Consider the following 18,198-nt stretch of genomic DNA (forward strand, 5'->3'; position numbering starts at 1 on the left):
CCATGCCGGACATTCAGCTCTACGACTGCGACACGCACTTCACCGACCACCTGCCCGAGCTCTGGTCGGAGATCGGCTTCTCCCCAGCCGAGGCCCCCGAGGTGGTCACCGAGGCCGGCACCACCCGGCTCAGGCTCGGCGACCGGCTGTTCCCCCGGCCGAGCGGCCCGGGGCATGGCAACCCCAAGGGCCTCGGCCACCTCATCGGCCCCGGTGAGGACGAGGACCGGGCCGTCTTCATGGCCAAGCACAACATTGCCGCCGCCGTCCTCCAGCCCGGCTTCGTCGGCCTGTCGGTGCAGGCCGTCGACGACGAGACGACCAGGCTCCGGCTGTTCGACGGCTACAACCGGCTGGCCTCGCTCTCCTGCGCCCGCTCTCCCCTCTCGCTGAAGTGGGCCTTCCTCGCCTCGGTCGAGGACCCGCGGTGGAGCGAGGCGGCCCTGCTCAGGTACGCCGAGGACGAGCGCGACGAGAACCTGGTGGCCGTGGTGGTCCGGCCGACCGGCCGCACCCCATCGGTCCGTCTCAACTCCCCAGCGGTGACGCCGCTGCTGCGGACAGCGGCGCGGCTGGGGCTGCCGCTGTTCATCCACGGGGGCACCGGCTGCTTCCAATGGTCCCCGCTGGCCGACGCCTACGAGGACTACGCCATGACCCACGCCTTCGGCCACATGGGCGAGCACATGATCGCCCTGGCCGACCTGGTCACCCGGCACGATGGACTCCCCGACGACCTGCGCGTTGTCATGCTGGAGTCCGGCATCGCCTGGATACCCAGTGTGCTGGGGCGGCTGACCAGCCACACCCGGCGGCTTACCGGCACCGTGGCCAGCCCGAGCGAGATCTTCAGCCGGCACTTCGCCGTGGTGCCCGACCCCGACGAGGAACATGTGGCCTGGGCCGTGCGGCAGCTCGGCGCCGACTCCGTGCTGTTCGGCTCCGACTACCCGCACTGGGACACCGTGGAGGCCGCCGACTGGCTGGCGGGCTTCTCCGACCTCTGCCCGCCGGAGAAACTGGCCGCGAACACCGTCAGGTTCGTCCCCGGCCTGTCCGGGGCGACGTCATGAGCTCGGCGCTGACGGTGGGTTCCAACGACCGCGTACGGCGGGACCACGGCCGTCCCGTCCGCATCCTCGTCGTGGGCTGCGGCGACCTGTCGGCGCGTGTCCTGCACGGGCTGACCGCCACCTCGCAGCCCCGGCACCTGGCACTCCTCGGGCGCGACGGGGAAGTGGTCGTCCGCACCGCGAACATGGTGTCGCTCGCCGCGACGCAGCTGGGCCGGGACTGCCCGGTCGACCCTCTCGTGCGGGACCTCGCCGACGTGCCGGGCACCGCGGAGGCCATCGCGCGGTTCGACCCCGACATCATCTTCTCGGCGGCCAGCAGGCAGTCCTGGTACGTCATCTCCGAACTCCCCGCCGACCGCTTCGCACGTGTCAGCGCCGCCCACTTCGGGCCCTGGCTGCCCATGCACCTGGACCCGGTACTCAAGCTCATGAAGGCGGTACGCGCCTCGGGTACCGGCGCGGTCGTGGTGAACGCCGCCTACCCGGACGCGGTGCACCCCGCCCTCGCCGGGGCCGGCCTGAGCCCCGCGCTCGGCATCGGCAACGTGGCGAACTCCGTACCCGCGCTCAGGACGATCGCGGCTCGGCATCTCGGGTGCGCGCCCGCCGAGGTGCAGCCGCGTTTCGTGGCACACCACTTCGTCAGCCACCGGATCTCCCGTACCGGCGACAACGGCGGCGCGGCCTACGACCTGACCTTCTGGCAGGGCGGCACGGAGGTCACCGACCGGCTGCCGGTGGACACCATGTTCCACTCGATGCGCACCGAGTACCGCAGGACCGGGGGCCGTCAGGGACAGCTGATGACCGCGGCCTCCGCGCTCGGTGTGCTGGAACCACTGGCCACCGGTGCCGAGGCAACCGCGCACGTACCCGGCTGGCACGGCCTGCCCGGCGGCTGCCCGGTACGGATCACCCGGGAGGGGACCGCGCTCGACCTGCCGCCACGGCTCGGTGAACGGGACGTCGCGGAGATCAACCGCGACGGTCAGCGCTACGACGGGATCGCCCGGATCGCGGAGGACGGGCTCGTGGAGTTTACCGACGAGTCCGTGGAAATCATGCGGGAGGAACTCGGCTACAACTGCAAACAGTTGGCCCTCGCCGACGTGGAAGAGGCGGCCGACGAGCTGGCCGCGCGCTACGCGGAGTGCTGCCCATGATGAGCGGCCGGGCGAGGCACGTGCTGGTGATCGACCACATCGGTTACCACTATTACCAGGACACCGACGGCCGGAAGTTCCTGCCGGCGGACGAGAACCGCGTCCACCTCGTCACCGACATCCGCAAACTGGACCAGGCGCGCGGTGACGAGCTGGCCGCGGTCGTAGGCATCCCCCGTGGTGACGACGCGCTGCTGGAAGCCGCGGCGCTCTTCCACCAAGGCGCCTCCAGTCACCCTGTGGAACGCGTCGTGGCCATCAGCGAGGGCCTGCTGCTGGCCGCCGCAAGGCTGCGGGACAAGCTGGGGGTGCCGGGGCCCACGGAACAGCACGTCCTGGGCTACCGCGACAAGGTCACGATGAAGGACCGGCTGAGGGAACACGGCATCCGCGTTCCCGACTACGCGCCCTTCACCGAGAGCGCCGCACAGCGCCTCCTCGCCCGGCACGGCAGGGTGGTGGCGAAACCACGCCGTGGCGAGAGCTCCGTCGGGATCGCCTTCCTGGACAGCCCCGACGACCTGCGCCGATTCCTCGCCGGGGCGGCCCACGCCGACGTCACCCCCGACGCCTACGAGGTGGAGGAGCGCATCGACGGCACCCTCTTCCACATCGACAGCGTCGTCAGCGAGGGCGTGCCGCTCGCCGCGACCGCTGGCCGGAGCATCGAGGAGACGACGTCCTACCGGCACCTCGGCGCTTTCCGGGACGTCGCTGTCGGACCCGGGGAGACGCTCGACCGGCTCCTGCGCTTCAACCGCGAGGTGCTGGCCTGCCTGCCGCACTTCAGCGGCGTCACCCACCACGAGGCATTCCTGAGCGAGGATGAGGTGGTCTTCTGTGAGATCGGCGGCCGTCCGGGCGGCGGCGGCATCATCCCCGGTTTCCATTCGCGCACCGGCGTAAACCTCGACGAGATGGCCGTCCGGGCGCACCTGGGCGAGGAGATCGCCCGGCCTGCGCCCCCGTCCGACCACCTCACCGGGTACGCGCTGGTGTACGCGCCGCCCGGCCGTCTGGAGACCGACCTGACGCCGCCCGCCACCGACTGGATCATCGACACCCAGCTGCGTTTCCAGGTGGGTGACGTCATGCCGCGGCCCACGGGCTGGAATCAGGCGGCGGCCACGGTCACCGTACGAGGGCAGTCCGAGGCCGAGGTGACGTCCCGTCTCGACCAGGTGATCGACATGCTCCAGGACAGGCTGCGCGGCAGGAGCGGGAAGTGGGGGTGAGGTGACCGTGACGGAGATCGAACGGCTCGCGATCACGATGGCGCGGCGCGCGGCGACGGAGATCCGCGCCACGGCCCGCCGGAGGTACGGCGTGCGCCGGAAGAGCGGCGCGGAAGATCTACTGACCGAGGCGGACCTCAGGGCAGAGTCGGTCATCACGGACATCCTGAGCAGGGCGCGGCCAGGTGACGCGGTCCTCGCAGAGGAGTCCGGCTACCGCCCCGGCCGCACCGGGGTGACCTGGGTGGTCGATCCGCTCGACGGGACGGCGAACTTCGTCCGCGCCTCGACGCACTACGCGGTGAGCGTTGCGGCGGTGTCCGGTTCGGGGTGCCTGGCCGCCGCGATCGTCCGGCCGGCCGACGGACAGTGGATGGCCCTGCGCGACGGCGCGCTCGACGGCGACTTCACCCAGGACCCGCCCGCCGTGGCCACCGGCGCGCGGGTGGCCGTCGCCTTCCCGTACGGTGCAGCCCAGCTCGTCGAGGCCCGGGCGATCCTCGCTCTGGTGGGGCAGCGGTACGAAGTGGCGCGCACCGGCTCGGCGGCGTGCGACCTGCTGCGGGTGGCCACCGGCGCCCTGGACGCCCACGTCTCGGTGGCGCTCCCGTGGTGGGACACGGCCGCAGGCCACGGCCTGGTCCACGCGAGCGGCCGGACCGTGGTGCACCGGCGGTCGCCGAGGCGCACCCGGATCGACATCTCGGGGCGGCCGGAGGTGGTGCGCTCGCTGGCGCGGCTGCTGGAGGAGCACTCCCAAGTGAGCGAGGGCGCGGCATGAGCGCACCCGGCCCCCGCTCAGGGCGTCCCACGTTGCTGCTGGTGGTCAGCCGGCGTCGCCGCTTCACCCGGCACGTGCTGGACCGGCCGGACATCGACACGGTCCTGCTGCGCCCGGAGACGTCCACGGTCGAAGTGCCGGACGGCAGGCCCGCGTTCCGCCTGCGCGCCGGTGTCCCGGCGGACGAGGAGGCCGCACGCTACCGGCGGTGGCTCTCCGGCCTGGGCCTGCCGCGTCCGGCGTTCTTCTGCAACCCCGACGAGGCGGCGCAGCCCCTCGCGCACCGGTTCGCGGCGGCCGCAGGCCTTCCGCACCTGTCCCCGCGGCAGGTGTGGCTGGCCACCGACAAGCTCGCCATGAAGGAACTGTTCGCTGCCGCGGGCCTGCCGGCAGCACGGTTCCGCGCGGTCACCTCGGCCACGGAGGTGAAGGAGTTCGCCGACCGGTACGGGTGGCCCATCGTCGTCAAGCCTGCTGTCTCCGGCTCGGCGGTGGACACCTGGAAGGTGGACGCCGACCGGCTGGCCGCGGTGGACCTGGCGCTGAGGAGCCGCCCGGACCAGCGGTGGATCGCCGAGGAGTACGTACGCGGCACCGAGCACCAGCTGTGCGCACTGGTGCACGAGGGCCAGGTACAGGACGCCTACATCGCGGTCAACCCGGCACCCGTGCTGGACACCCTGGACGGGGCGATGAACGCCGACATCACGCTGGCCCCGTCGGAGCCGGAACCGGTCAATGGGCGCGCGGTGGCCCAGCGCATTGCCGACGCGCTCGAATTCCGCGCTGGTTATCTGCACGCCGAGTTCTTCATCGGCCACGACGGATCGTTCGTCATGGGAGAGATGGCGGCGCGTCTCGGCGGTGCCGAATTGCCCACCAGCCACGGACTTTCCCGCGGATTCGACATGCTGGCCGCGGCGGCCGACGTGTATGTGGAGCGCCGTCCGGCACTGGCGTACACACGCGAGCGTTCGGTGGGCCATCTGCTGCTGCCGGTCCGCCGTGGCATCGTCTCGGACATCTCGTCCCTGGCGGAACTGACGGCCCTGCCTGGCGTGGTCTCTGGTGCGCTCACCGCCGCGGTGGGCGACCGGCTCGACCCGCCGCGGGCCTCCAACGCCTCCAGCGGCCATGTGCACGTCGAGGGAGAGAACTCGGGCGTCGTGCGGGAACGAATGGCGGAAGTACTGTCCCGTTTCCGGCTGCAGGTCGCCGAGGTGCACCCCTAAGATCCCTGTAGTCGTCGGCTCGGACGAATGGCTGACGGCCGCCCGAATACCCGATGTCTTCGAGAGGTCACCCGATGGTCGCAAGTGTCGCTGTCCTGTCCGATATCCACGGTGTGCTGCCGGCCCTGGAGGCGGTCCTGGACGAGCCCGATGTCATGGCGGCCGACCTGATCGTCGTCACCGGTGACCACGCCGCCGGTCCGCAGCCGGTCGAGGTACTGGACCGGCTGCGCGCGCTCGGCGACAGGGCGGTCCTGGTCCGCGGCAACGCCGACCGGGAGCTCGCCGAGATGGCGCGGGGCGAGTTCCCGGCCGACCAGGCGTGGGAAATCGACCTGTGGGCCGCCGAGCAACTGCGGGAGGAGGACGTGAAGTTCCTGGCGGATCTCCCTCACCCGGTGACCATGGAGGTCGACGGCTTCGGCAAGGTGGTCTTCTGCCACGGGACACCGCGCGACGACGACGAGGTCGTCCTCGTCGACACACGACTGGAACGCTGGGCGGAGGTCTTCGCCGAACTTCCCGACGACGTACGGACCATGGTGTGCGGGCACACCCACATGCCGTTCATGCGCCTCGTCGACGAGCGCCTTGTCGTCAACTCCGGCAGCATCGGCATGCCGTACGGCAGGGCCGGCAGCTCCTGGGCCCTGCTGCACCGCGGGCAGGTGCAGCTGCGGCACACCCCATTCCACGTCGACGGAGCCGTGGACCGGGTAGCCAGGGAGTCGGGATACCACGACTGCCGCGCCTGGGCCGAGCACTACGTCCGGGCGGTTACCACGGACGCGGAGGCGGTCCGCACGTTCGGCCCCCGGGACGGCCGGGCGGCCTCCTGACCCGACGACACCGGCCCGGCGGGCGGCACTGCCCGTCGATTTCGCGTTCCCATAAGGGCCGGTTGGCCCCCTGAGCCGTGGTCATCCCCACGAGCCGGGGGCATCCTGACGGGACGTCAACGCTGCGGACGATGGCGGTCAACTCCTGATCGTCACCGCTCCTGCGGGCATGCGTCCGCTGCGGCACGGTGTGCGCTCGTGAGCGGCAGCCGGGACGCGATGGCGATCACCAGCTCGACGGCCTCCGGCTCACCCACCGTGATCCGCGCGCCCTCGCCAGGGAATGCTTTGACCCGCACTCCCGCCTCCTGGCAGGCGTCGGCGAACACCCTGGTGTGCTCGCCGAGGCCGAGCCACACGAAGTTGGTGTGGCTCTCGGGCACGTGCAGGCCCACCCCGCGCAGCCCGTCGACGAGCAGGCTCCGGCGCCGAACGAGCTCCGCCACCCGCTGGCCCAGCGCCTCACGCGCACGCAAGGATGCAACGGCCGCCCGCTGGGCCGCGGCGCTCACTCCGTACGGCAGTGCGCGTGTCCGCAGCGCGGCGGCCACCGGTTCGTGCGCCACGGCGTAACCGACGCGCAGCCCAGCCAGCCCGCACGCCTTGGAGAAGGTTCGGACGACCACCACATTGGGCCGGTGTCCCGCCGTGCCGACCGCGTCGGGGACGTCTGGCCCAAGGGCGAAATCCCGGTACGCCTCGTCGACCACGACGAGCACGTGCCCGGGCACACGGTCGAGGAACCGCTCCAGCTCGGCGCGGCCGACGATCGTACCGGTCGGGTTGTTGGGGTCGCACACGATGACCAGCCGGGTCCGCTCGCTGACCGCGTCGGCCATCGCTGCCAGATCGTGCCGGTCCGCGCGCAGCGGGACCGGCACGGGCATGGAGCCCACGAGTTGCAACGCCGCGCGGTACCCCTCGTAGGAGCGCCACGCGAACACCACTTCACCATCCGGCCCCGCGGCGTACTCCGCCAGTAGGTCCCGTATCAGCGCGACGGACCCCGCGCCGACGGCCACCCGCTCGGCCGGTACCCGCAGCTCACGAGCGAGTTCGGCCCGGAGTTCCGTGCACGCCGGGTCGGGGTACCGGTTCAACTCGCCGGACGTTTCCTGCACGGCCTCCAGCACGCCTGGCAGCGGGGCGAAGGGGTTCTCGTTGGCCGACAGGTTGTAGGAGCCGGTCGACGGTAATCGCGGGAAATCAACCATGCGCCGAAGGTACGGGCCGGTTGCTGCGGCGTCCATGGGGACACAGGGAGGGGCGGGCAGGGCACAGGCCGCGCGCGGCCTGGATGATGAACGAATCCTGGGCCTTCCCGGGCGCATTCGGCTCTTCTTCAGGTTCCGCTTCCACCGCTGGTCATCCCAGCCGTGGGCCGGCGGACCACGCCGAGCCGGGGCGGCAGGAGGCTCTCCCGGCTTGTGCCGAACGGTGCTCGGGGTGGGTCAGGTGATGCTGCTGTGCTGGGCGTCCGGAACCGGGGGCAGCCAGGTGACAGCGCCCTCGCGGAAGCCCTGGTTGACCGGCACGAGGCCGGAGGCGTCATCCAGCGCCGGGAAGGTGATCGCGATACTGCTGGCGCCGTCGTCAAGCGCGCACAGCTGACTTCCGCAGTCCGGGCAGAATCCGCGCCGGGAGTCGGGCCACGTGTAATGCCAGGCCGGCTCGCCGCCCTCCCCGTTCCAGTCCAGACCGTTCAGCGGGAAGGAGACCCAGGAGGGAAGTCGCCGACGAGCGGGCAGGCGGTCAGCCGGCCGCACTCTGCTCGGTCTCCGGCACCAGGGGCAGCCACTACGCGGCGTTGTCGCGGAAGGACGCGTGGATAGGCACAAGGTCTGTGCCGCTGGTGTCGTCAAGGGCGGTGGCGTTGATGCCGATCTCCTGGATATCGCTGTCGATCGCCGCGACGCGGCTGCCACAGGTCGGGCAGAAGCCGCGCTTCGCCTCGCCTTCGAAGGTCTCGTACCAGGTCGGCTCTCCGCCCTCGCCGGTCCAGATGACGGTCTCGAATCCCACCCACCACATCACTGGTGTGCCGCCGAGCTTCTGGCAGTGGCGGCAAACACAGGTGTGGGGGAACACGGCCGGACCTCGGGTGGTGAAACGGATGCGACCGCACAGGCAGCCGCCGGTACGTTCCCCGGCTGTTTCGGTTCCCTGGGCGTCGACGGCGGGAGTGTCGTCCATCAGGTGATCTCCAGGGGGAATTAGCAGGTTGGCCCATCGGTGTGCCATCGCGTGTACGTTCGTCAGGACGCGCTTGGCGTGACGGTACTCTCCTTGGCCTGTTAGGGAGCGCCGCAGGTACCGGCACGGGGCCGCCCGCCCATGGCTGCCACGGCGTGGGCGGCCGAGCCACGATCAACTTCTCCGAGGCCGCTCTCCTCCTCTGCGTGACTCAGGTGCTGTGTGGCGTGTCGGTGCCGGTAGTCGCGCATGGCTTCCTCGTGCCAGGCGGCGAAGGTGGCGTCGCACAGCTGGTCACGAAATCGGCCGATTCCCATCCAGCGCAGTGCGGCTCCGGACCGGTCCAGGGGGAAGTAGGTTTCCCCGGGGCCGGTGGTGCCGGCCTCTGGTTCACCGGTCGGTTCAGGTTTCCATCCCAGGGCGGTGACGGTGTCCATGGAGCGCAGGTTTCCGAGGACGCCAGGCATCTGACGGGCCTGCTGTCCCAGGTCCAGGCTTTCCACCTGCAGCGGCCCGGTGTCGTCGCGCGCCTCCAGGGACATGCTCAGGTCTCCGCCCAACTGCCCGGCACGCCCCAGTACGACCTTCTCCTGCATCAGTGCCTTGCCGGTGCCGTGCAGCCGGATCCGGGTGTGACGGTGGGTGGCGATCTCGTCCGAGACCACGAACGGCTTGCCTGCCCAGGTCAGGACGGCTCCGTCGCCCACGGTTGCGTCGACTGTCCAGGACGACGGTGCCTCGCCTCCGTAGGCGACTGTGCCGGTCGTCTCCACGACGTCGAGCCAGGCGCCGGGAGCGACGTCCACCTCGATGCGGACGTCGTCGCCGGACAGCAGCAGTGCCTGGGTGGCGAGCAGGCCCACCCTGGCTCCGCCCGCGTCCTGGTCCATGACCCGCACCGTCAGGTGCCCGGTCGTGTGGTGGACGCGGCTGCGGCTTCTCGTGGGGGCGACGCTCAAGCGGGTCGGGCCGGTCACACGCTCTGTCCGGAATGCGCTGGTGCTTGGTTGTGCGCGTGGGTGGCGCCGTCGGCGTGGGTGTGCGTGTGACCGCCCTCGCCGTCCCGGCCGGCGTGGGAGTGCGGTGCCATGGGGCCGGGGTCGACGGGGGTGTGGTCGCCGGTGCGGTAGCGGGCGAGGGTGTCACGGACCCAGCCGGTCAGCATCCGGATGGACGCCTCGTCGTGTCGGGACAGCGCCACCACCGGGGCATCTTGGCGGGCTTCGCGGCCCTCTCGGGCCATACGCTCGACGTCCACGCCTACGTACTGGCCCAGGTCGGTCTTGTTGATCACGAGCAGGTCGGCGCGGGCGATGCCGGGGCCGCCCTTGCGTACGACGTCGCCGCCGCCGGCGACGTCCAGGACGAACAGTTGGGCGTCCACCAGGGCCGGGGAGAAGGTCGCGGTGAGGTTGTCGCCGCCGGACTCGATGATGACCAGGTCCAGCGGGCCGAAGTCGGCCTCCATGTCCTCGGCCGCCAGCAGGTTGGCGGTCACGTCGTCGCGGATCGCGGTGTGCGGGCACGCGCCCGTCTCCACCGGGCGGATCCGTTCGGGGTCCAGCACCCCGGCGCTCTTGAGGAAGCGTGCGTCCTCGTCGGTGTAGATGTCGTTCGTGATGACACCCAGGCGCAGTTCGCCGGAGAGTGCCCGGCACAGTGTCGCGATCAGCGAGCTCTTGCCGGTGCCGACGGGACCGGCTACGCCCAGACGCATGGCGCGGGTGGGGGTGGTGTTCTCAGGCACTGAAGAGTCTTTCTGTGGTGGTGTCGTGGGTCTCGGCCCAGCGCTCGATGAGGGGGGCGCCGTGGGCCGGGATCTGTTCGGGGGTGTGCAGGTGGGCGACCTGAGCGGCCATTCCGTCGATGTCGGGCAGCAGGTCCTTCACCCACGCGGCGATGAGCAGCGGGTCCTGTGGCTCGAGTTTGAGCAGGGCCGCCGTTACGGTCTGGGCGTCGTCGTACCCGACCAGGCGGGCCAGGTCGACGGGGCCCATCCCGGCGCGGTGGGCGAGCAGTCCCAGCACGACCGGGCGCGACCATGTGCGTGCGCGCGTGTCGACGGGGCCGGGCCACAGCATCTGCAGGACGCGCAGGTAGCCGCGCCCCAGGCGCCGTCCGTTGGCCCGAAGCGCCTGGCTGGGGGTCCGGGCGGCCCAGGCGGCCTCGACCTCGGCAAGGTCGCCGCCGTCCGCTGCCACCGCACGGGCGACCACGGCGGCCCCCGCCTCCACACGCGTGACCGTACGGAGGCGGGCACGCAGATAGGCCGGCACCTGGGCCGATGGCATGCCGGCCCGCAACGCCGGTTCCAGACCTGCGGACTGCGCGTGGCCCCCGGACGGGAGCCGGGCGTCGCCCAGCAGGGCGAGCAGGAGCGAGGAGGTGCTCACCGGCGCCTCAGAACATCAGATAGCGCTGGGCGAGTGGCAGGTTCTTCGGCGGATTCGGCTGGTCGAGATACCAGAATCCAGCTCGGCTCTTGTGCTTGGTGAGACTGTGATTCTGTGCCGTGGCGAGCTCCGGGATCTCCACCGCGATCTTGAACGTACTCGGGTCGATGTCGATGCCGAATCGCTCGGCGTTGAAGACCATGTCCGCCTTCTCGACGTCCTTGACGGGCTTGGCGCCCTTCAGTTCACGCCGTAGTCCGAGGGTGGCGCGCAGGGAGTCCTTGAACACGCCCTTGCCCCTCACCGGGTCGTACGGGTCGGTGCCGGGGGGCGGGTTGAGGACCTTGTCCGAGACGAACGAGTAGGACAGCTGTGAGGCGATCGCGTGGGCCATCGCAGGGCGCAGGATTGTCGGTTGAGGTGTCGACACCGAACCGTTGGGGTCGCCCAGGTTGCCGAGCACCATGGCGCCGCCCTTGATGACGATCTCGGGTCGTACGGCGAAGAACCGCGGGTCCCACAGCACCAGGTCGGCCAGCTTGCCCTCCTTCACCGAACCGACGTACGCGTCGATGCCGTGTGCGATGGCGGGGTTGATCGTGTACTTGGCCACGTAGCGCAGGGCGCGGGCGTTGTCACCCGTTCCCTGGTGGGACCGGTAGAAGAAGTTCGCGTCCTGGAAGGTCTTGTGACTCCACTCCTTCATGACGTGCGCGACCTGCCAGGTGCGGGTGACGACCTCACCGATACGGCCCATGGCCTGGGCGTCGGAGGAGGTGATGGACATCGCGCCCATGTCGTGCAGTACGTCCTCGGCGAACATGGTGGTGGAGCGGATCCGGGAGTCGGCGAACGCCTGGTCGTTCTTGTTGCTGAGGTCGAGGTGGTGGGCGGAGGCCAGCATGTCGATGTGCTCGGCCACGGTGTTCCTGGTGTACGGCAGCGTCGGGTTCGTAGAGGCGGGCAGAACGTTCTTCTCGGCGGCCACCTTCAGGATGTCGGGGGCGTGCCCGCCGCCGGCGCCCTCGGCGTGGAAGACGTGAACGCCGCGCCCGCCGATGGCATCGAGGGTGGTCTCGACGAAGCCGGCCTCGTTGAGGGAGTCGGCGTGCAGGGTGACCTGCACGCCCCACTCCTCTCCGGCCTTCAGTGCGGCGTCCAGAGCCGCCGGGGTGGCTCCCCAGTCCTCGTGGATCTTGTAGCCGCCGGCGCCCGCCAGCGCCTGCTCGTCCAGGCCGTCCTTGCTGACAGTGTTGCCCTTGCCCAGCAGCATGACGTTGACCGGCAGGTCGTCGAAGCTGCGGTGGAGGTTCACCAGGTGCTGCGGGCCGGGGGTCACGGTGGTCGCCTTGGACCCCTCGGAGGGGCCCACGCCGCCGCCGATCAGCGTGGTGGTGCCGGTGGCCACGGCCTCCCTGACGGCCGATGGGGAGATGTAGTGCACGTGGGTGTCGACGGCACCGGCGGTGAGAATCTTGCCCTCGCCGGAGATCACGTCCGTGGAGGGGCCGATCTCCAGCCCGTCGGTGACCCCGTCCATGACGTCGCTGTTGCCGGCCTTGCCGATCGCGACGATGAGACCGTCCTTGATCCCGACGTCGGCACGCACGACGGCGTAACTGTTTCCCCGCTCCTGGGCGGGAGCGACATCCAGGATGACCACGTTGGTGATCACCGTGTCGGGGGCGCCCTGCGCGCTGGTGGTGGTGCCCTGCAACATCGACTCGCGGATGGTCTTGCCGCCGCCGAAGATCGCCTCGTCCCCGCCGAAGGTCAGGTCGTCGGTGACCTCGATCCAGAGGTTGGTGTCGCCCAGGCGGACCTGGTCGCCCACGGTAGGGCCGTAGGACTTCGCGTACTGCTTCCGGGTGATGTTCGCCATTGCTCTACTCCAGCTGGGTTTAAGAGGGCCCGGTCAGCCGAGATCGACGTCGTCGGCCTGCTTGTCCTTGCGCAGGCCCGGAACACGTCGATGCCCGCCGATCGGTACGACCTCGATCGCGTCGCTGGGCGCGTACTCCGGGCTGAACCGCATGGAGTCCCCGGGAGCGACGTCGAGGCGGTAACCCCAAGGGGCCACTCCCGGCGTCTTCGAGCGGTCGTGCGCCAACTCGCGGGCGGCGGCGATCTGTTCGGACCGCACACGCTCAGGGTCGGTCAGCACGGCCTCGGCCTCGGTGGCGGTGTCCAGGTCGGTGAAGAACAGCAGGTCCTCGTTGACGTCGGCCAGGTGGATGTGCGAACCGATCTGGATGTCGCGGTCACCGACGTTGACCACGTAGACCGTCGTCTTGCCCTCTTCGGAGTTGAGAACGTGCTCCGCGGTCGGGGCCTTGACCCACACTCCGCCCACCTCGTACCGGGAGAAGTCGTGGACCTGGCCCGGATCGAGCTCGGAGGGCGGCAGGGACTCGGGAGGGGCAGGGCGGTCAGGCCGCGCGCCCGGACACACGATCGGCGTGAGCTTCGCTGCCAGCGGCTGAAAGTAGGGCACGGGTTCGTCCTCAGCGGATCGGGGCGGGCGTCGGGTCGGCCTTCGGGGCGCGGATCGGGTTGTAGAGGGTGACGAGCTTGCGGCCGTCGGGGAAGGTCGCCTCGATCTGGAGGACGTGGAGCACCTCGGCGACGCCCTCCATGACGTGGGCTGTCGTGAGGACGCTCTCGCCCGCGCCCTGGGTGTCGCCCTTCCGCTGTTCCAGGGGAACGCTGGCGTCGCTCATCATCTGGTCGACGGTGTAGTTGCCCGCCCGGGCCTCCTCGATGACCCAACAGCTGATGTAGGCCACAGCCTCGGGGTAGTTCAGCTTGATGCCACGCTCTTTGCGGTAGCTGGCGAGCATCCCCGCCACGCACAACAGCAGCTTTTCCTGCTCCGACGGAATCAGGTGCATCCATGCTCCTCGACGGTGGTTATGGCGTCTCTGGCCCCGGTGACCCCGGCTCAACGAAGGCAGCCAGAACGCCTCTGGGCCGACGCACGTGAGGCGAGCCGGTGTACTTGTACTCGGGGAGTCAAATGCTCACGGCCTTCCCGGATCCGGCGATGAATGTGAGTCCGCAGCGCCAGGTGGGACCCCCGGGTCCCGCCAGCCGAGCCACGCTGCGCCATAGGTGATCATCCTGCGGCTGGCCGGGAAGCTGCCGCACAATCCGCCCCGCACCCCTCGAATGGACGGCGACGCGAGCGTTTGAACGAAGCCGGCGGCCACGAGAAGGGGTGCCGGTTCGATGACCTTGCACTCGGCCGTGCCGTCGCTGACCAGGATGGAGCAGGGTGTCTCGGTGCCGATGGGCGGAAACGCGAACGCGAGGGTCTCCTCGGAGTGCTGACTCTCACTTCCGTGGGCTGGGTCTTCCCAGATAGAAGAGCACGGCGTAGCCGTGTGACGGCCTCCTTCCTCTCCCTTCAGACCGTGTCCTACATGGTCAGTTTGAGGAACCGCTTGTAGCAGCAGAGAGCGGATGCCAGTCCGCTAAGGGCCAGGTAGTTGCCTGGTTTCTGCTCGTAGCGGTGGTTGAGGCGGCGGTAGCCGGTCGGCCAGGACATGGTGCGTTCGATGACTTACCTGCGACGGCCGAGCCGCTCGCTGGAGTCGGTGCCCTTGCGGGCGATGCGGATGCCGATGCGTTTGTCCGACAGCCAACGCGGCAGGTGAGGGATGTCGTATGCCTTGTCTGCAGGAAGGCGCGCGGGTTTGGCGTGGGCCGCGTGGGATGCGTGTCCCATGTGGAAATGGGACGGCATCGGCTTCAGAGCGAGGCTGTCGTGGATGTTGGCCGCGGAGAGCGCAACCCGTAGGGGCAGTCCGTTCGCGTCGGACAGGACATGCATCCTGGAACCGGGCTCACCTCGGTCCACGGGGCTCGGACCTGCAAGTTCGCCCCCCCTTTTTTAGCCCTCACGTGGGCGGAATCGAGGACCGCACGGACAGGTCGACCAGGTCCTGCTCATCCAGGAGTTGGAGAACCTTCTGATGCGGTCGGCCCCAGACCCCGGCACGAGACCAGATGGCGAAGCGGTGGTGCACGGCCGACTTCGACGCTCCGGAGCACGGCGGCAACGACCGCCAGGCACAGCCGCTGACCAGGACGTAGATGATCGCGGCAAACACCGCCTCATCATCGATGTTCGCGACCCCGGCGCGCGCGGCGCGGCCCTCGACCGGTGCAGCTACCAGATAGTCCGCTCCCACGACTCCCGCTACGCCTACTCCGTGATCGGGGCCGTCGGCGGCGGCACGCGCGAGCTGAAGATCCAAGCGTAGGACGACGTGAGCGTCTCCGGCGTCTGGTGCAAGGTCACCCAAGCCGATGCGTGCGCGGGCGAGCAGGGCCAGCGCCCCACCACGCTCCGCGTCACAGGAAAGCTGGAGAACCCGGAGCACTATGATCCGTCCGTACCGCGGACGATCCACAGCGATGCCCTCAAGCCCGCCGCCACCTCGGTGATTCCCAAGGGACCGGCGATGACGTCTGTCCACCGCCTCGACGCGGACACCGTCCGCGTCACATGGAAACCGGTCGCGGACCATCGGGACCAGGCCCTCTTGATGAAGCGAAAGCCCTTCTACAGCAGCGAGATCGGACTGTGGCATCCCTACACGTTCCAACGCGACGTACTGGTCCGCGCCACATCGATTGACCGCAAGCTGGAGCGTGACTCCGACATCCCCCTGCGGCCCGACACACGCCTACTTGCACGGTTCGCAGGTCGGCAGCGCAGTGCATCAGACGAGAGCTGCAAGGACCGTATCTCCGCCGTTCTCGCTGACCCGGGCCGAGCGCGAAGCACTGCGGGACGGTGACCCCAAACGGGCGAGGGGGCCGCCGGTAGCGGGTGGCGAAGATCTTCCAGTACTTCAGGTGGGCGATGGCCCGTTCGACTGCGGCCCGGAGCGTGTTGACGGAGTCCCCGCAGCCGGTTGAGCCCGCTGAATGTCCCTGCTTTTCGTCCCGGTCGGCGAGGACGGCTTCCACCGCACCGTGGGATTCCCGACGACATCGGTACGCGCCTCGCCGCTTACCACACGCCACGAGCAGGGGAAACGCCGCCGCATCGCCTCCCCACGGGCCGGCTCGGATGCATGGCCAGATAAGGCCTACGTGGCAGATTGGCCGACTTTAAGACCGCGACATTGCCGGGGGAGCCGGCGCGGGGACATGATCACTGCTCGTATCAACCTGATCACTCATCCAGGAGCCGACACGTGATACGCCCCACCGCTTTCCGTACTCTCCCTGCCGTCGCCGTCACCGCGGCCCCTGCCCTGCCCCTCGCCCAGGGAGCTCAGGCGGCCGTCCCGACCCTCGTCGCCCTGGCGACCGCCGCTGTCGGCCATCCCAGCCAGGTCCGCCTGGTCGGCACGGACTTCATCCGCTCCCACCCGCGCGTCGAGGTCCGCTACGGCGGCCCCGGCCCTTCGGAGCGGGCCCGCGGCGTCCCCTCGGCGGCGACGCTGATGTAGCGAGGCACCGGTGCCGCCCGACCCGGGCGGCTCGCCGGCCGCCAGGTCATGGCCGGCGACGACCGCACCGCCACCGCCATCTCCCGCCTTTGCCGCATCTCCTTCCGCCTCGTGGCGGCGTTCCATCCTGTCGCCGGCGCAGCGACCCAGGACAGCGCGGCTGCTTACCGCAAACCCCTCATTGCGTCGTTCGCTCGCATGCCTCGTTTCACGAGAATCCACCACAAGGGAGTTACTGATTTTCATGTACAAACGCCGGAGTTTGCTCGCCTTCGCCACTGTGGGTGCGGTGATATGCACCGCCGGAGTCATGCCGTCGGTCAGCCATGCCGCCAGCGGCGGCGACGGGGAATGGGAGGGGTCCTACGCCGAAACGCACGGCCTGACGGCGGAGGATGTCAAGAACATCAACGCACTGAACAAAAGAGCTCTGACTGCGGGTCAACCTGGAAATTCCCCGGCGGAATTGCCGCCGGGTGCCAGTGCGCTCTTCCGGGCCCCCGACTCCGTCGATGACAGGGTGACCCCTCCCGCCGAGCCGCTCAACCGGATGCCTGACGCGTACCGGGCCTACGGAGGCAGGGCCACTACGGTCGTCAACAACTACATACGCAAGTGGCAGCAGGTCTACAGTCAACGCGGCGGCAACCAACAGCAAATGACAGAAGAGCAGCGAGAGCAGCTGTCCTACGGCTGCGTCGGCGTCACCTGGGTCAATGCAGGCCCCTACCCGACGAACAAACTGGCGTTCGCGTTCTTCGACGAGAACAAGTACAAGAACGATCTGGAAAACAGCAGACCGCAACCCAACGAGACGCAGGCGGAGTTTGAGGGGCGCATCGCCAAGGACAGTTTCGATGAGGGGAAGGGTTTCAAGCGGGCGCGTGAGGTGGCGTCCGTCATGAACGCGGCCCTGGATAACGCGCACGACGAGGGGACTTACATCGACCACCTCAAGACAGAGCTCGTGAACAAAAACGACGCTCTGCTCTACGAGGACAGCCGCTCGAGCTTTTACTCGGCGCTGAGGAATACGCCGTCGTTCAAGGAAAGGGATGGAGGTAACTACGACCCATCCAAGATGAAGGCGGTGGTCTACTCGAAGCACTTCTGGAGCGGGCAGGACCAGCGGGGCTCCTCCGACAAGAGAAAGTACGGCGACCCGGACGCCTTCCGCCCCGACCAGGGCACAGGCCTGGTAGACATGTCGAGGGACAGGAACATTCCGCGCAGTCCCGCCAAACCTGGCGAAAGTTGGGTCAATTTCGACTACGGCTGGTTCGGGGCTCAGGCAGAAGCGGATGCCGACAAAACCGTATGGACCCACGCCAACCACTATCACGCGCCCAATGGCGGCATGGGCCCCATGAACGTATACGAGAGCAAGTTCCGGAACTGGTCTGCGGGGTACGCGGACTTCGACCGCGGAGCCTACGTCATCACGTTTATACCCAAGAGCTGGAACACCGCCCCCGCCGAGGTGAAGCAGGGCTGGCCGTAACAGAGCCGGGCGGAGAGGGCCGGGCCACCCGGCCCTCTCCGCCGGCCCGCCACACAGCCGGCGGTCATCCCGGATGTGCTACGGAGCGCTGGAGGGTGCGCTCGCCCCAGCGCTTCGGGGAACTGGCGGCACCTGGGGAACGCAGCGCCGGAGGAAGACGACGTGGTCGATATCGAGCTTGCGGGCGTCGGTGACGGCCTGAGCATCAACCCTGCTGCCGTCCAGCCATCCGTGTCAGCCCGGCTTCGGCGGCTTCTGCGCGTCGAAAGCGAAGAGAGTGTTCTTGGCGGCGGCCACGATCACCGCACGCCCTGCAAGAG

Annotated in this window: 17 protein-coding genes and 2 pseudogenes; 9 read left to right on the forward strand and 10 right to left on the reverse strand. The window is 69.3% G+C overall.

Annotated features, from left to right (window positions below; genetic code table 11):
- Positions 1-2 precede the first annotated feature (2 nt).
- From ABZ851_RS35445 to ABZ851_RS35470, 6 genes are all read left to right on the forward strand, one after another.
- The gene (locus ABZ851_RS35445; RefSeq protein ID WP_361136552.1) at positions 3-1,073 is read left to right on the forward strand and encodes an amidohydrolase family protein; all 1,071 of its coding nucleotides are present in this window, start codon (positions 3-5) and stop codon (positions 1,071-1,073) included.
- Positions 1,070-2,239, forward strand: coding sequence for a hypothetical protein (locus ABZ851_RS35450; RefSeq protein ID WP_361136554.1), 1,170 nt, complete (start codon positions 1,070-1,072; stop codon positions 2,237-2,239). Before ABZ851_RS35445 ends, ABZ851_RS35450 begins: the two co-directional genes overlap by 4 nt.
- Positions 2,240-2,265: 26 nt before the next feature.
- A complete protein-coding gene (locus ABZ851_RS35455; RefSeq protein WP_361136556.1) occupies positions 2,266-3,474 on the forward strand; it encodes an ATP-grasp domain-containing protein in 1,209 nt (402 codons plus the stop codon).
- A gap of 7 nt (positions 3,475-3,481) precedes the next feature.
- Positions 3,482-4,255, forward strand: coding sequence for an inositol monophosphatase family protein (locus tag ABZ851_RS35460; protein WP_361136558.1), 774 nt, complete (start codon positions 3,482-3,484; stop codon positions 4,253-4,255).
- Positions 4,252-5,487, forward strand: a complete 1,236-nt coding sequence (locus tag ABZ851_RS35465) for an ATP-dependent carboxylate-amine ligase (protein WP_361136560.1) — start codon at positions 4,252-4,254, stop codon at positions 5,485-5,487. The genes ABZ851_RS35460 and ABZ851_RS35465 overlap by 4 nt, the downstream gene beginning before the upstream one ends.
- Positions 5,488-5,561: 74 nt before the next feature.
- On the forward strand, positions 5,562-6,326 hold the full coding sequence (locus tag ABZ851_RS35470; RefSeq protein ID WP_361136562.1) for a metallophosphoesterase family protein: 765 nt from the start codon (positions 5,562-5,564) through the stop codon (positions 6,324-6,326).
- A 152-nt stretch (positions 6,327-6,478) separates the two neighbouring features.
- On the opposite strand, the gene ABZ851_RS35475 is transcribed toward ABZ851_RS35470, so the two are convergent.
- From ABZ851_RS35475 to ABZ851_RS35520, 10 genes and pseudogenes are all read right to left on the reverse strand, one after another.
- Positions 6,479-7,540: a histidinol-phosphate transaminase gene (locus ABZ851_RS35475; RefSeq protein ID WP_361136564.1), complete on the reverse strand. Its 1,062-nt coding sequence runs from the start codon at positions 7,538-7,540 to the stop codon at positions 6,479-6,481.
- Positions 7,541-7,777: 237 nt separating this feature from the next.
- Positions 7,778-8,092: an aldehyde-activating protein gene (locus ABZ851_RS35480; RefSeq protein ID WP_361136566.1), complete on the reverse strand. Its 315-nt coding sequence runs from the start codon at positions 8,090-8,092 to the stop codon at positions 7,778-7,780.
- Positions 8,093-8,123: 31 nt separating this feature from the next.
- Positions 8,124-8,519 (reverse strand): GFA family protein, encoded by a 396-nt coding sequence (locus tag ABZ851_RS35485; protein WP_361136568.1) that lies wholly within the window; start codon positions 8,517-8,519, stop codon positions 8,124-8,126.
- 101 nt (positions 8,520-8,620) lie between these two features.
- On the reverse strand, positions 8,621-9,409 hold the full coding sequence (locus ABZ851_RS35490; protein ID WP_361136570.1) for an urease accessory protein UreD: 789 nt from the start codon (positions 9,407-9,409) through the stop codon (positions 8,621-8,623).
- Positions 9,410-9,645: 236 nt separating this feature from the next.
- Positions 9,646-10,236: pseudogene (ureG, locus tag ABZ851_RS35495) on the reverse strand (urease accessory protein UreG); the annotation flags it as partial.
- Between the two features lie 22 nt (positions 10,237-10,258).
- A complete protein-coding gene (locus ABZ851_RS35500) occupies positions 10,259-10,912 on the reverse strand; it encodes an urease accessory UreF family protein (protein WP_361136572.1) in 654 nt (217 codons plus the stop codon).
- A 7-nt stretch (positions 10,913-10,919) separates the two neighbouring features.
- Positions 10,920-12,794 (reverse strand): urease subunit alpha, encoded by a 1,875-nt coding sequence (gene ureC / locus ABZ851_RS35505; protein WP_361136574.1) that lies wholly within the window; start codon positions 12,792-12,794, stop codon positions 10,920-10,922.
- Positions 12,795-12,827: 33 nt separating this feature from the next.
- Complete coding sequence (locus ABZ851_RS35510; RefSeq protein WP_361136576.1) at positions 12,828-13,406, reverse strand: urease subunit beta; 579 nt, start codon at positions 13,404-13,406, stop codon at positions 12,828-12,830.
- A gap of 10 nt (positions 13,407-13,416) precedes the next feature.
- The gene (locus ABZ851_RS35515) at positions 13,417-13,803 is read right to left on the reverse strand and encodes an urease subunit gamma (protein ID WP_361136578.1); all 387 of its coding nucleotides are present in this window, start codon (positions 13,801-13,803) and stop codon (positions 13,417-13,419) included.
- A 527-nt stretch (positions 13,804-14,330) separates the two neighbouring features.
- A pseudogene (locus ABZ851_RS35520) lies at positions 14,331-15,033 on the reverse strand (IS5 family transposase); the annotation flags it as partial.
- Between the two features lie 150 nt (positions 15,034-15,183).
- Here ABZ851_RS35520 and ABZ851_RS35525 point away from each other — a divergent pair.
- The 3 genes from ABZ851_RS35525 (at position 15,184) to ABZ851_RS35535 (ending at position 17,878) form a co-directional block, all read left to right on the forward strand.
- Entirely contained in the window at positions 15,184-15,717 is a 534-nt protein-coding gene (locus tag ABZ851_RS35525; protein WP_361136580.1) for a hypothetical protein, read from the forward strand.
- Positions 15,718-16,119: 402 nt separating this feature from the next.
- On the forward strand, positions 16,120-16,377 hold the full coding sequence (locus ABZ851_RS35530) for a hypothetical protein (RefSeq protein ID WP_361136582.1): 258 nt from the start codon (positions 16,120-16,122) through the stop codon (positions 16,375-16,377).
- A gap of 244 nt (positions 16,378-16,621) precedes the next feature.
- A complete protein-coding gene (locus ABZ851_RS35535) occupies positions 16,622-17,878 on the forward strand; it encodes a protein-glutamine gamma-glutamyltransferase (RefSeq protein WP_361136584.1) in 1,257 nt (418 codons plus the stop codon).
- The last annotated feature ends 320 nt before the right edge of the window (positions 17,879-18,198 follow it).

Source organism: Streptomyces sp. NPDC047049 (assembly GCF_040643995.1).
Classification (GTDB): Bacteria; Actinomycetota; Actinomycetes; order Streptomycetales; family Streptomycetaceae; genus Streptomyces; species Streptomyces mooreae.

Excerpts from the sequence above, each read along its gene's own strand:
- ABZ851_RS35445 (WP_361136552.1), top strand. The coding sequence starts at position 3 with ATGCCGGACATTCAGCTCTACGACTGCGACACGCACTTCACCGACCAC.
- ureC (WP_361136574.1), bottom strand. The coding sequence starts at position 12,794 with ATGGCGAACATCACCCGGAAGCAGTACGCGAAGTCCTACGGCCCTACC.
- ABZ851_RS35465 (WP_361136560.1), top strand. The coding sequence starts at position 4,252 with ATGAGCGCACCCGGCCCCCGCTCAGGGCGTCCCACGTTGCTGCTGGTG.
- ABZ851_RS35470 (WP_361136562.1), top strand. The coding sequence starts at position 5,562 with ATGGTCGCAAGTGTCGCTGTCCTGTCCGATATCCACGGTGTGCTGCCG.
- ABZ851_RS35475 (WP_361136564.1), bottom strand. The coding sequence starts at position 7,540 with ATGGTTGATTTCCCGCGATTACCGTCGACCGGCTCCTACAACCTGTCG.
- ABZ851_RS35450 (WP_361136554.1), top strand. The coding sequence starts at position 1,070 with ATGAGCTCGGCGCTGACGGTGGGTTCCAACGACCGCGTACGGCGGGAC.
- ABZ851_RS35535 (WP_361136584.1), top strand. The coding sequence starts at position 16,622 with ATGTACAAACGCCGGAGTTTGCTCGCCTTCGCCACTGTGGGTGCGGTG.
- ABZ851_RS35490 (WP_361136570.1), bottom strand. The coding sequence starts at position 9,409 with ATGGACCAGGACGCGGGCGGAGCCAGGGTGGGCCTGCTCGCCACCCAG.
- ABZ851_RS35485 (WP_361136568.1), bottom strand. The coding sequence starts at position 8,519 with ATGGACGACACTCCCGCCGTCGACGCCCAGGGAACCGAAACAGCCGGG.
- ABZ851_RS35515 (WP_361136578.1), bottom strand. The coding sequence starts at position 13,803 with ATGCACCTGATTCCGTCGGAGCAGGAAAAGCTGCTGTTGTGCGTGGCG.